The sequence below is a fragment of the Prevotella melaninogenica ATCC 25845 genome, assembly GCF_000144405.1.
GTDB classification, from domain to species: Bacteria; Bacteroidota; Bacteroidia; order Bacteroidales; family Bacteroidaceae; genus Prevotella; species Prevotella melaninogenica.
Genome location: NC_014370.1, coordinates 1,494,971 through 1,511,864, shown reverse-complemented (window position 1 = coordinate 1,511,864; position 16,894 = coordinate 1,494,971). Strand labels below are relative to the sequence as shown.

The following is a 16,894-nucleotide window of genomic DNA, read 5'->3' as shown; positions in this document are numbered from 1 at the left end:
GCATAAATTTGCAGACAAACCAGGATAAATATACGATTATGAAGGTGAAAAATAGTAGACTTGAAGCATTGAAGATGTTAATTTCAAGTATGGAACTTAGTTCCCAGGAAGAAGTATTAAAGGAATTAGAGAAAGAAGGATTCAAACTGACTCAAGCAACATTGAGTCGTGATCTCAAGCAGTTGAAAGTGGCAAAGGCTGCTTCTATGAACGGAAAGTATGTATATGTTCTGCCAAATGAGACAATGTATCGTCGTGTGACGACTCCTCGTAAAGCAACGGAGATGATGCAGCGAAGTGGGTATATCTCGGTAAATATCTCGGGGCAGTTGGCTATTGTTAAGACACGTCCAGGTTATGCCAGTGCGCTTGCATACGACATTGATAACTCTGATTCACATTATATATTAGGTTCAATTGCGGGCGATGATACTATCTTCATTGCGCTTCGTGAGGGTGCTTCGCGTGGTCAAGTGTTAGAGGCATTGTCGTATGTAATTCCTGAGATTGGATAGGAATCGTGCGTACTTACATCAAGTATCGACTTTTGATATTAATATATAAGGTGTAAGTCTTTTAAAAACTCGTTTTATAAATTCTATAGAAATGGATTTATGAAACGAGTTTTTTGTGTGTTTTATTCCCAATGTTTCCTTTTCTTTGTAGGATAAGTTATTTGTAATTATTGCCATCTAAATTTGATATTTATATGCACAACTCACCTATAGGTGTGTATAATTTTGTTTATTTAATATGCAAATTACTGAAAAGTTATCACTTTTCGATGTGTATTTGATTTTATTTCTTACTTTTGCGAAGAATAAAGTTGTATATAGGATTATGGAAGAAGCGATAAAGTTAATAGGCGAAAGATTAAAAGGCTTACGTGAGTCTTTGGATATCTCAGTAGAAGAAATGGCAGAAACCTGTGGTGTCACGGATGAGAAATATCTAAAAATGGAAGCAGGAGAGAGTGACTTGTCGGTTAGTAGACTATATAAGTTGTCTCAAAAGTATGGTATTGCGTTGGATGCTTTGATGTTTGGTGAGGAGCCACACATGTGTTCTTATTTCCTTACACGTAGGGGGAAGGGTATGAGCGTAGAGCGTAAGTATGCCTATAAATATCAGAGTTTAGCAAGCGGATTCAGTGGTCGTAGGGCGGATCCCTTTCTTGTGACGGTAGAGCCAAAGCCTGAAGATGCCCCTGTAAATATGGATATACACCCTGGACAAGAGTTTAATATGGTTTGGGAAGGGCGTATGGATCTTAGGTTAGGGGATAAACGATTTGTTTTAGAACCAGGTGATTGCATTTATTTTGATGCTAATCAACCTCATTGTATGCGTGCTTTGGATAACGTACCAATGCGCTTTTTGGCTATTATATTTTAGGTTTAGTTTATTCATAACCTCTAAAGGAATAGAGACGATGGTATATCGTGTACTTTAGAGAGGGGTATAGTCTTTTAATATGTTTATTTTGTGTGATATAGGAAAACCTATAAAGCATAATGTTAATTCAAAAGAATAAAATGATAGAAAGATATTTAACACAAACACATTTTACTTCAGAGGAAGATTTTCGTGACAACCTACATTTCGTAGTTCCTGAAACGTTTAACTTTGCTTACGATGTTATGGATGAGTGGGCGAAGGTTGCACCAGATAAGTTAGCTTTGCTGTGGACCAGTGAACGTGGAGAGGAGTTGAGGGCAACGTATGCCGAGTTTAAAGAGCAAACCGACCAGGCAGCAGCTTACTTCCTTAGTCTTGGTATTCGACGTGGAGACAAGGTTATGCTGATATTGAAACGCCATTATCAATGGTGGATTTCGATGATGGCGCTGTGCAAGATAGGTGCTGTGGCAATTCCTGCAACCCATATGTTGACGGCAAGTGATATCGTTTATCGAAATCAGCGTGCGTCTGTAAAAGCTATAATATGTGTCAATGATGAATATGTGACTACGCAGGTTCGAGAGGCTATGTCTGAGAGTCCAACGGTAGAGGTACTTGTTGCTGTTAACTCATTGGCACAGAAAGGTTGCCCTGTAGCAGAGGGATTTCATGATTGGTTTGCTGAATGGGAGAAAGCGCCAGCCTTTGTACGTCCAGAGGAAGTGAATGTAAATGAAGATACGATGTTGATGTATTTCACAAGTGGTACCAGCGGTGAACCGAAGATGGTGGCGCATGATCATCTCTATGCGTTAGGACATTTAGTAACAGGTGTTTTCTGGCATAACCTTGATGAGGATAGTATCCATCTAACTGTGGCTGACACGGGATGGGGAAAGGCTGTGTGGGGTAAACTTTACGGACAATGGTTTGCGGGTGCAACGGTCTTCGTATATGATCATGAGAAATTTTCGGCAGAGAAGATTATGCGTATGATGGAGAAATATCGTATTACTTCGTTCTGCGCACCTCCAACTATCTACCGTTTTATGTTGCAAGAGGATTTCTCGCAGTATGATCTTTCTGCGCTGAAGTATTGCACTACGGCTGGAGAAGCTCTTGAACCAGTTGTCTTCCAGAAGTTTTATGAGCTTGTGGGAGTCAAGATGATGGAAGGTTTTGGACAAACGGAAACGACAATGACTTTGGGCACTTTCCCTTGGGTTAAACCTAAGCCAGGCAGTATGGGTAAACCGAATCCACAGTATGATGTTAAGTTATTGAAGTCGGACGGCTCTCCGTGTGAAGATGGTGAAAAGGGTGAAATCTGTATAGATACCAGTGCTGGGAAGGCGATAGGACTCTTTAAGGGATATTATCGTGACCCTGAATTGACTGAGAAAGTTTGGCATGATAATCTTTATCATACTGGTGATTTGGCATGGCGTGATGAAGAAGGATATTATTGGTTTGTAGGTCGTGCTGATGATGTTATAAAGAGTTCGGGTTATCGTATTGGGCCGTTTGAGGTAGAGAGTGCACTGATGACTCATCCTGCAGTTGTTGAGTGTGCAGTAACGGGTGTGCCAGATGAGATACGTGGTATGATTGTAAAGGCAACTGTTGTCCTTGCTAATGATTGGAAGGGTAAGGCTGATGATGCATTTGTGAAGGAATTGCAAAATCATGTGAAGCGTGTGACAGCTCCCTACAAGTATCCACGTATCATAGAATTTGTTGATGCGTTACCGAAAACAATCTCTGGAAAGATTCGACGTGTGGAAATTCGTGAACGTGATAAGCAGTAGATAGATTTGTTTTCTTTTTAAGCATGTCTTTATATTATATAATGTGTAGTGCATAATTTGGGGCTTTAAAATGTGGTATAAAGAAGAAAAATGCAATTTTTTGAAAGTTTTTTTTCAAAACATTTGGTGGGAACGGAAATTCTGTATACCTTTGCACTCGCTTTACAAAACAAGCCACCTGGCAAGTTGCTTAAAGCATATAAAGAAAGAGTTCTTTGAAAAGATTTACATAAACAGAGAAGTAGTACAAGAAGCGTCTGTTTGATTTTATATCAAATGGATGGGTAAAAGAAACGAACCGATCAATTCGTTGTTCCTACTTTTGAGGCACCGCCTCAAAACTAAAGGAACAAAAGAAAAGGTGCTTTTTACTTGATACTTTTAGGATAAGCGTTCTGAAACAGAGATTACTCGGTGAAGCGTTTGGGTTAACATGGTATCCATTATCATTTATCACCCATCACTTATCACCAAAACATATTTTACAATGGAGAGTTTGATCCTGGCTCAGGATGAACGCTAGCTACAGGCTTAACACATGCAAGTTGAGGGGAAACGGCATTGAGTGCTTGCACTCTTTGGACGTCGACCGGCGCACGGGTGAGTAACGCGTATCCAACCTTCCCATTACTGTGGGATAACCTGCCGAAAGGCAGACTAATACCGCATAGTCTTCGATGACGGCATCAGATTTGAAGTAAAGATTTATCGGTAATGGATGGGGATGCGTCTGATTAGCTTGTTGGCGGGGTAACGGCCCACCAAGGCAACGATCAGTAGGGGTTCTGAGAGGAAGGTCCCCCACATTGGAACTGAGACACGGTCCAAACTCCTACGGGAGGCAGCAGTGAGGAATATTGGTCAATGGACGGAAGTCTGAACCAGCCAAGTAGCGTGCAGGATGACGGCCCTATGGGTTGTAAACTGCTTTTGTATGGGGATAAAGTTAGGGACGTGTCCCTATTTGCAGGTACCATACGAATAAGGACCGGCTAATTCCGTGCCAGCAGCCGCGGTAATACGGAAGGTCCAGGCGTTATCCGGATTTATTGGGTTTAAAGGGAGCGTAGGCTGGAGATTAAGTGTGTTGTGAAATGTAGACGCTCAACGTCTGAATTGCAGCGCATACTGGTTTCCTTGAGTACGCACAACGTTGGCGGAATTCGTCGTGTAGCGGTGAAATGCTTAGATATGACGAAGAACTCCGATTGCGAAGGCAGCTGACGGGAGCGCAACTGACGCTTAAGCTCGAAGGTGCGGGTATCAAACAGGATTAGATACCCTGGTAGTCCGCACAGTAAACGATGGATGCCCGCTGTTGGTACCTGGTATCAGCGGCTAAGCGAAAGCATTAAGCATCCCACCTGGGGAGTACGCCGGCAACGGTGAAACTCAAAGGAATTGACGGGGGCCCGCACAAGCGGAGGAACATGTGGTTTAATTCGATGATACGCGAGGAACCTTACCCGGGCTTGAATTGCAGAGGAAGGATTTAGAGATAATGACGCCCTTCGGGGTCTCTGTGAAGGTGCTGCATGGTTGTCGTCAGCTCGTGCCGTGAGGTGTCGGCTTAAGTGCCATAACGAGCGCAACCCCTCTCTTCAGTTGCCATCAGGTTAAGCTGGGCACTCTGGAGACACTGCCACCGTAAGGTGTGAGGAAGGTGGGGATGACGTCAAATCAGCACGGCCCTTACGTCCGGGGCTACACACGTGTTACAATGGCCGGTACAGAGGGACGGTGTAATGCAAATTGCATCCAATCTTGAAAGCCGGTCCCAGTTCGGACTGGGGTCTGCAACCCGACCCCACGAAGCTGGATTCGCTAGTAATCGCGCATCAGCCATGGCGCGGTGAATACGTTCCCGGGCCTTGTACACACCGCCCGTCAAGCCATGAAAGCCGGGGGTGCCTGAAGTCCGTGACCGCAAGGATCGGCCTAGGGCAAAACTGGTGATTGGGGCTAAGTCGTAACAAGGTAGCCGTACCGGAAGGTGCGGCTGGAACACCTCCTTTCTGGAGAGGATGCTTATTAGTTGATTTAGTTGATAAGTATTTAAGTATACATGTCAAGAAGTTAACGGTAATCAAGGAAATAAAAGAACCTTTGGTTCGTTTTTCTTCTTGTACTCACTGCACTCTGTTTTAAGAATAAGAGAAAGGAAGTCTGGCATGAGAAGCCGCAGTGCTTTCTTCCAACTCAGTCCTATAGCTCAGTTGGTTAGAGCGCCACACTGATAATGTGGAGGTCGGCAGTTCAAGTCTGCCTGGGACTACACATCGGCGTTAAGCCAATGTGTATCAGGCACAAGTCTTTTGGGACTACACATTGGCGCTAAGCCATGTGTGACAGACTTAAAGTCCTTTGATACTTTCTCTATCCCTTGGGGGATTAGCTCAGTTGGCTAGAGCACCTGCTTTGCACGCAGGGGGTCAACGGTTCGAATCCGTTATTCTCCACTTTGCTGTTCTATGTTTCTGAGGCACTGCCTCAGAACACAGAGAGTAACAGCACAAGATCTTTGACATATTGACACAAGCAAGACTGTAATGTAGAACTATTCTTTCTATAATGGGAAGAATTAGAATTCTAATTATTGAAGAAAAAACTTCAAATTCTTTAGAATCACACAACAGCTGAAAGTATGAGCTACATTCTTTGTAAGCAATTACAAAGAAGGCGAAGAAAGTAAGAAAGGGCGCATGGCGGATGCCTTGGCTCACGGAGGCGATGAAGGACGTGATAAGCTGCGATAAGCCTTGGGTAGGTGCAAATAACCTTTGATCCAAGGATTTCCGAATGGGACAACCTAACAGGTTGAAGACCTGTTATCACTACAGTAGTAGTGAGGCGAACGAAGGGAACTGAAACATCTTAGTACCTTTAGGAAGAGAAAATAAATAATGATTCCCCTAGTAGTGGCGAGCGAACGGGGAATAGCCCAAACCTGCTTTGTGGCAACGCTTAGCAGGGGTTGTAGGACCACGCTGTCGTACTTAGATTGTGAGAAGAATGTTCTGGAAAGAACAATCATAGAGGGTGATAATCCCGTATTCGAAGCATGACGAGACGTAGTGGTATCCTGAGTAACGCGGAACACGTGAAATTCTGCGCGAATCTGCCGGGACCATCCGGTAAGGCTAAATACTCCCGTGAGACCGATAGTGAACGAGTACTGTGAAGGAAAGGTGAAAAGCACTCCGATGAGGAGAGTGAAATAGTTCCTGAAACCATGCGCCTACAAGCGGTCGGAGCCGCGTAAGCGGTGACGGCGTGCCTTTTGCATAATGAACCTACGAGTTACCATGTCTGGCAAGGATAAGCGTCATGAGACGCGCATCCGCAGTGAAAGCGAGCCTGAATAGGGCGTCGAGTCAGATGGGGTAGACGCGAAACCAAGTGATCTACACTTGCCCAGGTTGAAGTCCGGGTAACACCGGATGGAGGACCGCACGGATAAGCGTTGAAAAGCTTCCCGATGAGGTGAGTGTAGGAGTGAAAGGCCAATCAAACTTGGAGATAGCTCGTACTCCCCGAAAGGCATTTAGGTGCCGCGTGCGACGATTTCCATAAGAGGTAGAGCGACCGATAGGTCAAGAGGGCTTCACCGCCTATCGAGACCTGACGAACTCCGAATGCTTATGGACTGCAGTCGTGCAGTAAGGGGGCGGGTGCTAAGGTCCGTCCCCGAGAGGAGAAGAATCCAGACCGCCGTCTAAGGTCCCGAAATTCTGTCTAAGTTAGTCTAACGAAGTCTGGTCCCCGTGACAGCTAGGATGTTGGCTTGGAAGCAGCCATTCATTCAAAGAGTGCGTAACAGCTCACTAGTCGAGGGTCCGGGCATGGATAATAATCGGGTATAAGTCAGATACCGAAGGCGCGGGATAGTAATGTATATTAAAAGTATCGGTAGGGGAGCATTCCATCGGCGTTGAATGGTGAGGGTAACCGATCCTGGAGCTTATGGAAAAGCAAATGTAGGTATAAGTAACGATAAAAAGGGTGAGATTCCCTTTCGCCGAAAGACCGAGGTTTCCCGGGCGATGCCAATCAGCCCGGGGTTAGTCGGGTCCTAAGTCTCAGCCGAACGGCGAAGGCGATGGCAGATGCGGTTAATATTCCGCAACTCGCATATACAGTGATGTGGAGACGGAGCAGTGACACTGCTGCGCCCTGACGGAATAGGGCGTTTAAGTGCGTAGGCTATGAGGAAGGCAGGCAAATCCACCTTCCGAGCTGAACCATGAAAGTACAGGTAATCCTTCGGGATAACTTGAGTGCAGGTAATCATACTTCCGAGAAAATCCGCTAAACTTAATGTATATGCGACCCGTACCGCAAACGGACACACGTGGTCGGGTAGAATATACTAAGGCGTTGAGAGATTCATGGTTAAGGAACTAGGCAAATTGACCCCGTAACTTCGGGATAAGGGGTCCTCATAGCAATATGAGGCGCAGAGAATCGGTCCAGGCAACTGTTTAACAAAAACACAGGGCTGTGCAAACTCGAAAGATGAAGTATACAGCCTGACACCTGCCCGGTGCCGGAAGGTTAAGAGGAGATGTCACCAGTAATGGGAAGCATTGAATTGAAGCCCCGGTAAACGGCGGCCGTAACTATAACGGTCCTAAGGTAGCGAAATTCCTTGTCGGGTAAGTTCCGACCTGCACGAATGGTGTAATGATCTGGACGCTGTCTCAACCATGAGCTCAGTGAAATTGTAGTATCGGTGAAGATGCCGATTACCCGCGATGGGACGAAAAGACCCCGTGAACCTTTACTACAGCTTAGCATTGACCTTGGTCATCCGATGTGTAGGATAGGCCGGAGGCTTCGAAGCGGGTGCGCCAGCATTCGTGGAGCCATCCTTGAAATACGGCCCTTTGGCTGTCTGAGGTCTAACGCGCCTGTGGCGCGGACACTGCTTGGTGGGTAGTTTGACTGGGGTGGTCGCCTCCAAAAGCGTAACGGAGGCTTCCAAAGGTGCCCTCGGGCCGATTGGTAACCGGCCTTATAGAGTGCAATGGCATAAGGGCGCTTGACTGGGAGGCAGACATGCCGAGCAGGCAGGAAACTGGGGCATAGTGATCCGGCGGACGTGTATGGAAACTCCGTCGCTCAAAGGATAAAAGGTACTCCGGGGATAACAGGCTGATCCCCCCCAAGAGCTCATATCGACGGGGTGGTTTGGCACCTCGATGTCGGCTCGTCACATCCTGGGGCTGGAGAAGGTCCCAAGGGTTGGGCTGTTCGCCCATTAAAGTGGCACGCGAGCTGGGTTCAGAACGTCGTGAGACAGTTCGGTCTCTATCTATCGTGGGCGTTGGAGTTTTGAGTGGTGCTGACACTAGTACGAGAGGACCGTGTTGGACAGACCTCCGGTTTACCAGTTGTGCCGCCAGGTGCACCGCTGGGTATCTGAGTCTGGATTGGATAAGCGCTGAAAGCATCTAAGTGCGAAGCCAGCCGCAAGATGAGAACTCCTCATAAGGGTCGTCATAGACGATGACGTTGATAGGGTGTAGGTGTAAAGACGGTGACGTCAAAGCCGAGCACTACTAATTGCCCGAAACTTTCTTCGGGTCTCCCGCCTCCAAAGTTTGGAGTGCGGGGACCAGTGACTCAGACTTTGAGCTGTGTATTCTTCTAATGGAAGAAGAAAAGTTCTATATGTTTTGCTTGTGGAAATACGTCACCTTATACGGCTGACAACTATCAGTAGAGAATTTAAATATTGTCTACTTGAGATAAGAGAACTTAAGAGATATACACTAAGTATATGTAACATTAAGTAAAGTCATCCGAAAGAAATATCAGGTGGTTATTGCGGCGGGGTCCCACCTCTTCCCATTCCGAACAGAGAAGTTAAGCCCGTTTGCGCCGATGGTACTGCAATGCAATGCGGGAGAGTAGGTGGCCGCCTCCTTTTACGAGAGCCTTGAAGAGAAATCTTCAAGGCTCTTTTTTTTGTTGGGTGATGGGTGTTGGATGTTAGGTGTTGATGAAGTGTTGGTAGGACAGAAGCTGCAATATTATATTGGGCTAATAAGACTTATTGGGCGAATAGGGCTAATAACGCTCAAAGGCTAATAAGGCTAATAGTATTTTATTGGGCAAATAGGTTTTATTTGGCTAATTAAGTAATATGGGCTGATACTTTACAATATCTTTTTTATAGTTTCGTTATATCTTTATATGCAGTGGACTGATAGAATTCGTCAGGTAAAGATATTTTTAGTGGTTGCAGCAATTCTTATTGCTGTGGCTTCTTTACTTGTTTCTCGCTCTTTGACTCATGATTTGTCAGATCAGGAAAGGAGTAAGATGCAAGTTTGGGCGGAAGCAATGAAATCGCTTAGTGCTGCGGATGAGAACACGGATCTTAGTCTTGTGTTGAAGGTGTTAGATGAAAATCACACTATACCTGTTGTTGTTTTGGATAATGATGGGGTTGTAACAGAATACCGTAATATCGTTATTAAAGCACGTAATGCAAAGGATAGCGTTAATTACGTTACTTCTTTGGGTCAACAGCTGAAAGCCTCAGGTCAGGTTATACGTATCTCTTTGAGTAAGAATCATAATGATTATATAGATGTATGCTATGATGATTCATTGATGTTAAAGCGTATTGCGCTTTATCCCTATGTACAATTAGGTGTTGTTATGCTATTTGTTATTGTAGCTATTTTTGCCTTATTGACATCAAAGCGTGCAGAACAAAACAAAGTATGGGTTGGATTAAGTAAGGAAACGGCACACCAGTTAGGTACTCCTATCTCCTCGCTTATGGCATGGACAACAATTTTGAAGGAAACATATCCCGACGATGAACTTCTACCAGAAATGGATAAAGATGTGAAACGTTTACAGCTTATTGCTGATCGCTTCTCAAAGATTGGTTCCGTTCCAGAGCCAGTCCCATCCAGTCTTAATGATGTTCTCAATCATGTTGTCGATTATATGGACCGTCGTACATCAAAGAAGATAGAGATGAAGACGGAGTTGCCAACAGATGATATAATCATTAATATGAATGCCTCGCTCTTTGAGTGGGTGATTGAGAACCTCTGTAAGAATGCTGTTGATGCGATGGGAGGAAAGATAGGTAGTATTACACTTCGTATAGAAGAAACTGACAAGCGTGCTATTGTTGAGGTCAGCGATACAGGAAAGGGTATTAAGAAGAAAGACATAAGAAACGTATTTCGTCCAGGTTTTACTACTAAGGAGCGAGGCTGGGGATTAGGTTTGAGTCTTGCTAAGCGTATTGTTGAGGAATATCATCATGGTAAGATATATGTGAAAAGCTCGGAAGTAGGGAAGGGGACAACTTTTCGCATAGAACTTCGCAAAGCGTGAAGGATAATATGAAGAATTTCTTTTCATGATAATAATTATTTTTCTTCATGAAAATAAATATTTCCTTTCATGAAAAAAATATTTATTTACGTGCAAATAATTAGACTTTTACAATTACATATTTCTAATTTTATTACTAATAGAGCATTAGATGAGCTGAGAATACAAAGTTGTTTATATACTCGATATATTAAGAAAATGCCTTAATTTTCTAATGATAGTGCAATGTAAGACCCCATTTCATATTATGTAGAAGAAATAGAGCCTAAATCATCTAACAAAGGGTGTCCTTACTTTTTTTACTTATAATTTGCTTATAATCAGAAAAATATTCGTAACTTTGCAACCCAATTATGGACTTAGAAACCCTTAAAATAGATTTGAAGGGTCTGGAAGAAGGTGTAAATCACCTTGAGTTCGACCTGGATGACGCTTACTTTAAGGCAGTTGACGCTCCTGAAGTGAGTCAAGGACGTGTGCATGTATCTCTTGATATTGTGCGCACAGGAGATGATTTCTTTACCCTTGATTTCCATGAGGCAGGTACGGTAATGGTTCCGTGCGATATATGTCTCGACCCAGTAGAGCAGCCAATAGAGACAACACAACGTCTCGAAGTTAAGTTAGGAAAAGAAAACTCAGAAGAGGACGACCTTGTGACGGTGGCCGAGGACGAAGGAATACTCGATGTTGCATGGTACCTCTACGAATTCATAGCTCTCGCAATCCCTATCAAGCATGTGCATGCACCTGGAAAATGCAACCCTGCTATGGTACGAGCTCTTGAGGAGTATTCTGCCGCCCGAAGCGGTGAGGAAGACGAGCAGGCGATGGATCCGCGCTGGGAAGCTCTATTAAAATTGAAAAAATAAAATATTAAACGTTTAAAGAATTATGGCACATCCAAAAAGAAGACAGTCAAAGACTCGTACACTCAAGAGAAGAACTCATGATAAGGCAGTAGCTCCTACATTGGCTTTATGCCCTAACTGTGGTTCTTATTATGTTTATCACACAGTTTGCCCAACTTGTGGTAACTATCGTGGTAAGGTTGCTGTCGTAAAGGAAACAGCTGAGTAAGCATGAGTAAGATTAATGCGATTATAACAGGTGTCGCTGGTTACGTGCCAGACTATGTCCTCAACAATGAGGAATTGTCTCGCATGGTTGATACTAATGATGAGTGGATTACCACTCGTACAGGTATCAAGGAACGCCGAATCCTCACCGAAGAGGGACTCGGTACATCCTATATGGCCCGCAAGGCAGCAAAGCTCCTGATGACAAAGACAGGTGCTGATCCAGACAGTATTGATGCTGTTGTTGTTGCTACATCGACTCCTGACTATCCGCATCCTTCAACAGCTTCTATCGTATTAGGAAAGCTGGGGTTGAAGAATGCCTTCGCATTTGACTTAGCTGCTGCATGTTGTGGCTTCATGTATGCACTCGATGTTGCCTGCAATATGATCCAAAGTGGTCGTCACAAGCGTATCATTGTTATTGGTGCTGATAAGATGTCAGCTATTACTGATTATCGTGATCGCGCAACTTGTCCACTTTTCGGTGATGGTGCAGGTGCTGTGATGTTAGAGGGTACAACCGAGGAAGGCGTTGGTATGATTGATTCTTATCATCGCACAGACGGTAAGGGACTTCCATTCCTCCATATCAAGGCAGGTGGTTCTGTATGTCCTTCTTCAAGCTTTACAATTGATCATCGTTTGCATTACACTTACCAAGAGGGACGCACCGTCTTCCGTTACGCTGTTACAGCGATGGGTGACGACTGTGCTACACTTTTGGAGCGCAATGGCTTGACCCAAGATGATGTTGATTACGTAGTTTGTCATCAGGCAAATCTTCGTATCATCGAGGCTGTTGCAAAACGCATTGGAGTTCCAATGGAGAAGGTATTGGTTAACATTCAGCGTTATGGTAATACCAGTGCTGCTTGTATGCCACTTGTTCTTTGGGATTTTGAGTCACAGCTGAAGAAGGGTGATAATATCATTTTCACTGGCTTTGGTGCAGGTTTCGTTAATGGCGCATCTTACTTTAAGTGGGCTTATGACGGTGACGCTGCTGCGGTTAAGAAATAAAGACTTTAAGTTATCATATAAAAAAGCGCATCTTTCTTTTCTTATAAGATAGGTGCGTTTTTTCGTTAAGGGATTAGGAGAGTGGCATGGTAGGACTTTTCTACCTCCCCTTTCTCCTCTTATAATTATAACAGAACTTTTCAAACATTCCTTCCTGTGGAAGGAAATAGTGGGTGAATAGATTATATGCATAAAGCTGGATTTGTAAATATCGTTGGTAATCCGAATGTCGGAAAGAGTACGCTGATGAATCAACTCGTCGGTGAGAAGCTCAGTATTGCCACGTTTAAGGCACAGACAACGCGCCATCGTATTATGGGAATTGTCAACACAGAGGACACTCAGATAGTATTTTCAGACACACCAGGTGTGCTGAAACCAAACTATAAGATGCAGGAGATGATGCTCCAGTTCTCTGAGTCAGCTTTGGCAGATGCCGATATCTTACTTTATGTAACAGACGTTGTTGAAGATCCAGAGAAGAATATGGACTTCTTGGAGAAGGTTTCTAAGATGTCAATTCCTGTCATCCTTCTTATTAATAAGATTGATGAGAGCGACCAGAAGACACTTGGTAATCTCGTAACAAAGTGGCATGGATTGTTGCCTAATGCAGAGATACTCCCTATTTCTGCTAAGAATAAGTTTGGCGTAGATATTCTTTTGAAGCGTGTTCACGAACTGTTACCAGAGAGTCCGGCATTCTTTGATAAAGACCAGTTGACAGATAAGCCAGCTAAGTTCTTCGTATCAGAGATTATTCGTGAGAAGATTCTGCGCTATTATGATAAGGAAATCCCTTATTCTGTTGAGGTTGTTATTGAACGTTTCAAGGAAGATGACCGCCAGATTCACATCAGTGCTATCATTTATGTGGAACGTAGCAGCCAGAAAGGAATTATTATTGGCCATCAGGGTATGGCACTTAAGAAGGTGTCTACCGAAGCACGTAAGAGCTTGGAACGTTTCTTTGATAAGAAGATATTCCTTGAAACTTTCGTGAAAGTGGATAAGGACTGGCGCAACTCACAGAAAGAATTGAAACACTTTGGCTATAGTCCAGAGTAAGGGGGACCTCCCCCAGCCCCTCCGAAGGAGGGGAGAGCCTAACGGGATAGGCTGGGGAGAGATTTTATTAGCCTTATTGGGCTAATAAGGTTAATAAGGCTCATAGGGCTAATACAAAGCTAATAGCTTCCTTGATAATAAGAAAATAAATCGCCCTGACTGCTTAGTAGGGCACACTCTCGCACAATGCGAGGGCTGGGGAATGGTCATCCTCGGCAAATATTCATCGGATGCCTGACCACATCCGGCGCCTTTTCATAATCTTTCAACAGTGTTAGCACTGAATTATGAGGAGGGAAAAGACCAATATTAATGGCAAATTTAGTAGCTATTGTGGGACGCCCAAACGTAGGTAAGTCCACACTTTTCAATCGATTAACTCAGACACGTCATGCGATTGTGAGCGATACTGCTGGTACAACACGCGACCGTCAGTATGGTAAGTGTCAGTGGAACGGACGCGAATTTTCTATTGTTGACACTGGTGGATGGGTTGTTAAATCAGACGATATTTTTGAAGATGCAATCCGCAAGCAGGTGCTTGTGGCAACGGAAGAAGCTGACCTCGTTCTCTTTGTTGTTGATACTGAAACGGGTATTACCGACTGGGATGAGGATGTAGCATTGATTCTTCGTCGCACTAAGCTCCCTGTACTCCTTGTTGCGAATAAGGTTGACAACAGCGGTGAGTATTATCAGGCAGCAGAGTTCTATAAACTCGGTTTGGGAGAGCCTATCTGTATTAGTGCTGCCACTGGTGGTGGAACAGGTGACTTGCTTGATATTCTGCTTGAGAACTTAAAGGATGTACCAGAGGAAGCAGTTGATCAGGATATCCCTCGTTTTGCTGTCGTAGGTCGTCCTAATGCTGGTAAGTCAAGTATTATCAATGCCTTCATTGGTGAGGATCGTAATATTGTGACCGAGATTGCTGGTACAACGCGTGATAGTATCTATACACGCTATACGAAGTTTGGTTTTGATTTCTATCTTGTTGATACTGCTGGTATCCGTCGTAAGAACAAGGTGAGTGAAGACTTGGAGTTCTATAGCGTTATGCGTTCTATCCGAAGCATTGAGAACTCTGATGTTTGTATTCTGATGTTGGATGCAACACGTGGTATCGAGGCGCAGGATATGAATATCTTCCAGCTCATACAGCGTAATAATAAGAGTCTTGTTGTCGTTGTGAACAAGTGGGATTTGGTTGAAGATAAGAACCAAAAGGTTATTGATACCTTCGAGAATGCTATTCGTAAGCGTATGGCTCCGTTCGTTGACTTCCCAATCATCTTTGCTTCAGCACTAACGAAGCAGCGTATTTTTAAGGTTTTAGAAACAGCGAAAGAGGTATATCAGAACCGCACAATGCATATTGGTACAACGAAGTTAAATGAGGTTATGCTTCCTATTATAGAGGCAACGCCACCACAGTCAGTGAAGGGTAAGTATATCAAGATTAAGTATTGCTCACAACTTCCAAACACACAGATTCCTTCTTTCGTGTTCTATGCGAACCTGCCACAGTATGTTAAGGAGCAGTATCGTCGTTTCTTGGAGAACAAGATACGTGAGAACTGGAACCTGCATGGCTGTCCAATTAATATATTCATTCGTCAGAAGTAGTCGTAGGAGGTGTTGCCTATGAAGAGAATAATGTTTCCTTTTCTTTTTGCTTTGCCATTTTTATTGATGGCTTGCAGCAAGAAAAAAGAGGTAGACCAAGGAGAGTTGGCTGGTCGTGCAGCCAAACTCTACTACGAACAACTGTTGAAAGGTCAGTATGAAGCTTTTTTAGGAGGTGAGAATCGTTCTGAGAAGTTGCCTGATAGTTATCGAAAGCAACTCTTAACAAACCTCCGTCAGTTTATCGAGCAGCAGAAGAAAGAGCATGAAGGGATTGATTCTGTGTCATTGGCTTCATCTGTTTTCTCTGAAAAGGATAGTACAGCCAGTGCCTTTCTGTTGTTTCATTATGGCGACAAGACAATGGAGCAGGTTGTTGTACCAATGCTAAAGAAGCACGGAGTGTGGATGATGCGATAAGACATCGTTACCCATTATTTCTCTATTTACCCTCTTCAATTGTCGTGTTGTTGCTCCGCACGTGTGGTGCTGATGCTTAGCACCAATGGTGCTAAGTACTGATAACATTACAATATGCACTTGAAAAAAGTCCTCCCGCTTATTAGTTTTGTCTTAAAAAAAGGATAAAACCAATAAGCGGGAGGACTTTTCTATTAAGTAAGGTAGTGTTTGGGAAATCCTATTAGCGGCTTTTTCGCACAACTTATAGTGAGAGGTAGCTATTTACAGCGTACCCTTATTCTCTATATCCTTCACCTTCTTAAAGAGGTCAGAAGCAAAGACGAGGTCGTTAAGTTTCTGGTTCTGTGATTTGATGACAGTATCTTTGTCGCCTTGCCATTCTTTTCTACCATCTGCAATGAAAACGATATTCTCACCAATACCCAAGACGGAGTTCATATCATGAGTGTTGATGATGGTAGTCATGTTGAACTCACGCGTGATACTCGTCAAAAGTTCGTCTATGACCAGTGATGTCTTAGGGTCAAGACCAGAATTTGGCTCATCGCAGAAAAGATACTTCGGGTTCATAACGATGGCGCGAGCAATAGCTACACGCTTTTGCATACCACCCGAAATCTCACCAGGAAACTTCTGTTCAGCTCCTGTCAGGTTCACACGATCAAGACATTCCATAGCTCTTTTGTCACGTTCCTGAGCAGTCATGTCTGAAAACATGTCCAATGGGAAACGAACATTCTCCAGTACAGTGAGCGAGTCAAAGAGGGCAGCACCTTGGAAAATCATACCCATCTCACGACGCATGAGAATCTGGTCTTTCTTTGTCATGTTGACAAAGTTACGTCCGTCATAAAGTACTTCACCCTTGGTTGGGTCAAGCAGTCCGGTGAGCGAACGCATGAGAACGGTCTTACCTGCACCACTTTGTCCGATGATGAGGTTTGTTTTTCCGTCTTCAAAAACGATGTTTATATCCTTCAGCACTTCCTTGTCGCCGAAAGATTTGAATAGATGTTTTACTTCAATCATAGAGCCTCCCCCGACCCCTCCGAAGGGAGGGGAGCCCAATCTGCTTACTTGTGGGGGAAGATGGGCTTATTA

At 44.0% G+C, this 16,894-nt stretch carries 11 protein-coding genes, 2 tRNA genes and 3 rRNA genes; 15 read left to right on the top strand and 1 reads right to left on the bottom strand.

All coding sequences use genetic code 11. The annotated features are described in order from the left end of the window. Positions 1–38: 38 nt before the first annotated feature. The 15 genes from HMPREF0659_RS06045 (at position 39) to HMPREF0659_RS05975 (ending at position 15,790) form a co-directional block, all read left to right on the top strand. Positions 39–515 carry an arginine repressor gene (locus tag HMPREF0659_RS06045; protein ID WP_036924371.1) on the top strand — a complete coding sequence of 159 codons (477 nt, stop codon included), beginning with the start codon at positions 39–41 and terminating at the stop codon, positions 513–515. A gap of 325 nt (positions 516–840) precedes the next feature. Then, on the top strand, positions 841–1,395 hold the full coding sequence (locus HMPREF0659_RS06040; RefSeq protein WP_013264432.1) for a helix-turn-helix domain-containing protein: 555 nt from the start codon (positions 841–843) through the stop codon (positions 1,393–1,395). 140 nt (positions 1,396–1,535) lie between these two features. Then, positions 1,536–3,209 (top strand): AMP-binding protein, encoded by a 1,674-nt coding sequence (locus HMPREF0659_RS06035; RefSeq protein WP_013264438.1) that lies wholly within the window; start codon positions 1,536–1,538, stop codon positions 3,207–3,209. Between the two features lie 484 nt (positions 3,210–3,693). Continuing rightward, a 16S ribosomal RNA gene (locus HMPREF0659_RS06030) occupies positions 3,694–5,224 on the top strand. Positions 5,225–5,410: 186 nt separating this feature from the next. Further along, a tRNA-Ile gene (locus HMPREF0659_RS06025) sits at positions 5,411–5,484 on the top strand. A gap of 110 nt (positions 5,485–5,594) precedes the next feature. Then, positions 5,595–5,668, top strand: a tRNA-Ala gene (locus HMPREF0659_RS06020). Between the two features lie 223 nt (positions 5,669–5,891). Then, positions 5,892–8,793, top strand: a 23S ribosomal RNA gene (locus HMPREF0659_RS06015). 232 nt (positions 8,794–9,025) lie between these two features. Beyond that, a 5S ribosomal RNA gene (rrf, locus tag HMPREF0659_RS06010) occupies positions 9,026–9,138 on the top strand. Together the 16S, 23S and 5S rRNA genes with 2 tRNA genes alongside form the textbook arrangement of a ribosomal RNA operon. A 269-nt stretch (positions 9,139–9,407) precedes the next feature. Continuing rightward, positions 9,408–10,574 carry a sensor histidine kinase gene (locus HMPREF0659_RS06005; RefSeq protein WP_044045912.1) on the top strand — a complete coding sequence of 389 codons (1,167 nt, stop codon included), beginning with the start codon at positions 9,408–9,410 and terminating at the stop codon, positions 10,572–10,574. A 353-nt stretch (positions 10,575–10,927) separates the two neighbouring features. Beyond that, the gene (locus HMPREF0659_RS06000; RefSeq protein WP_013264881.1) at positions 10,928–11,446 is read left to right on the top strand and encodes a YceD family protein; all 519 of its coding nucleotides are present in this window, start codon (positions 10,928–10,930) and stop codon (positions 11,444–11,446) included. A 22-nt stretch (positions 11,447–11,468) separates the two neighbouring features. Beyond that, positions 11,469–11,654: a 50S ribosomal protein L32 gene (rpmF, locus tag HMPREF0659_RS05995; RefSeq protein ID WP_013264203.1), complete on the top strand. Its 186-nt coding sequence runs from the start codon at positions 11,469–11,471 to the stop codon at positions 11,652–11,654. A gap of 2 nt (positions 11,655–11,656) precedes the next feature. Next, positions 11,657–12,676, top strand: a complete 1,020-nt coding sequence (locus tag HMPREF0659_RS05990; RefSeq protein ID WP_013264989.1) for a beta-ketoacyl-ACP synthase III — start codon at positions 11,657–11,659, stop codon at positions 12,674–12,676. Positions 12,677–12,862: 186 nt separating this feature from the next. Beyond that, entirely contained in the window at positions 12,863–13,744 is an 882-nt protein-coding gene (gene era / locus HMPREF0659_RS05985; RefSeq protein WP_013264192.1) for a GTPase Era, read from the top strand. A gap of 312 nt (positions 13,745–14,056) precedes the next feature. Then, positions 14,057–15,370, top strand: a complete 1,314-nt coding sequence (gene der, locus HMPREF0659_RS05980) for a ribosome biogenesis GTPase Der (protein WP_013264696.1) — start codon at positions 14,057–14,059, stop codon at positions 15,368–15,370. 30 nt (positions 15,371–15,400) lie between these two features. After that, positions 15,401–15,790, top strand: coding sequence for a hypothetical protein (locus HMPREF0659_RS05975; protein ID WP_013264056.1), 390 nt, complete (start codon positions 15,401–15,403; stop codon positions 15,788–15,790). Positions 15,791–16,054: 264 nt separating this feature from the next. Here the strand turns inward: HMPREF0659_RS05975 and HMPREF0659_RS05970 are convergent, their stop codons facing one another. Next, entirely contained in the window at positions 16,055–16,822 is a 768-nt protein-coding gene (locus HMPREF0659_RS05970; RefSeq protein WP_013264618.1) for an ABC transporter ATP-binding protein, read from the bottom strand. Positions 16,823–16,894 lie beyond the last annotated feature (72 nt).

What these genes read in the sequence shown, in the direction of transcription:
- HMPREF0659_RS06045 (WP_036924371.1), top strand. Translation starts at nt 39, where the DNA reads ATGAAGGTGAAAAATAGTAGACTTGAAGCATTGAAGATGTTAATTTCA.
- HMPREF0659_RS06040 (WP_013264432.1), top strand. Translation starts at nt 841, where the DNA reads ATGGAAGAAGCGATAAAGTTAATAGGCGAAAGATTAAAAGGCTTACGT.
- HMPREF0659_RS06035 (WP_013264438.1), top strand. Translation starts at nt 1,536, where the DNA reads ATGATAGAAAGATATTTAACACAAACACATTTTACTTCAGAGGAAGAT.
- HMPREF0659_RS06005 (WP_044045912.1), top strand. Translation starts at nt 9,408, where the DNA reads ATGCAGTGGACTGATAGAATTCGTCAGGTAAAGATATTTTTAGTGGTT.
- HMPREF0659_RS06000 (WP_013264881.1), top strand. Translation starts at nt 10,928, where the DNA reads ATGGACTTAGAAACCCTTAAAATAGATTTGAAGGGTCTGGAAGAAGGT.
- rpmF (WP_013264203.1), top strand. Translation starts at nt 11,469, where the DNA reads ATGGCACATCCAAAAAGAAGACAGTCAAAGACTCGTACACTCAAGAGA.
- HMPREF0659_RS05990 (WP_013264989.1), top strand. Translation starts at nt 11,657, where the DNA reads ATGAGTAAGATTAATGCGATTATAACAGGTGTCGCTGGTTACGTGCCA.
- era (WP_013264192.1), top strand. Translation starts at nt 12,863, where the DNA reads ATGCATAAAGCTGGATTTGTAAATATCGTTGGTAATCCGAATGTCGGA.
- der (WP_013264696.1), top strand. Translation starts at nt 14,057, where the DNA reads ATGGCAAATTTAGTAGCTATTGTGGGACGCCCAAACGTAGGTAAGTCC.
- HMPREF0659_RS05975 (WP_013264056.1), top strand. Translation starts at nt 15,401, where the DNA reads ATGTTTCCTTTTCTTTTTGCTTTGCCATTTTTATTGATGGCTTGCAGC.
- HMPREF0659_RS05970 (WP_013264618.1), bottom strand. Translation starts at nt 16,822, where the DNA reads ATGATTGAAGTAAAACATCTATTCAAATCTTTCGGCGACAAGGAAGTG.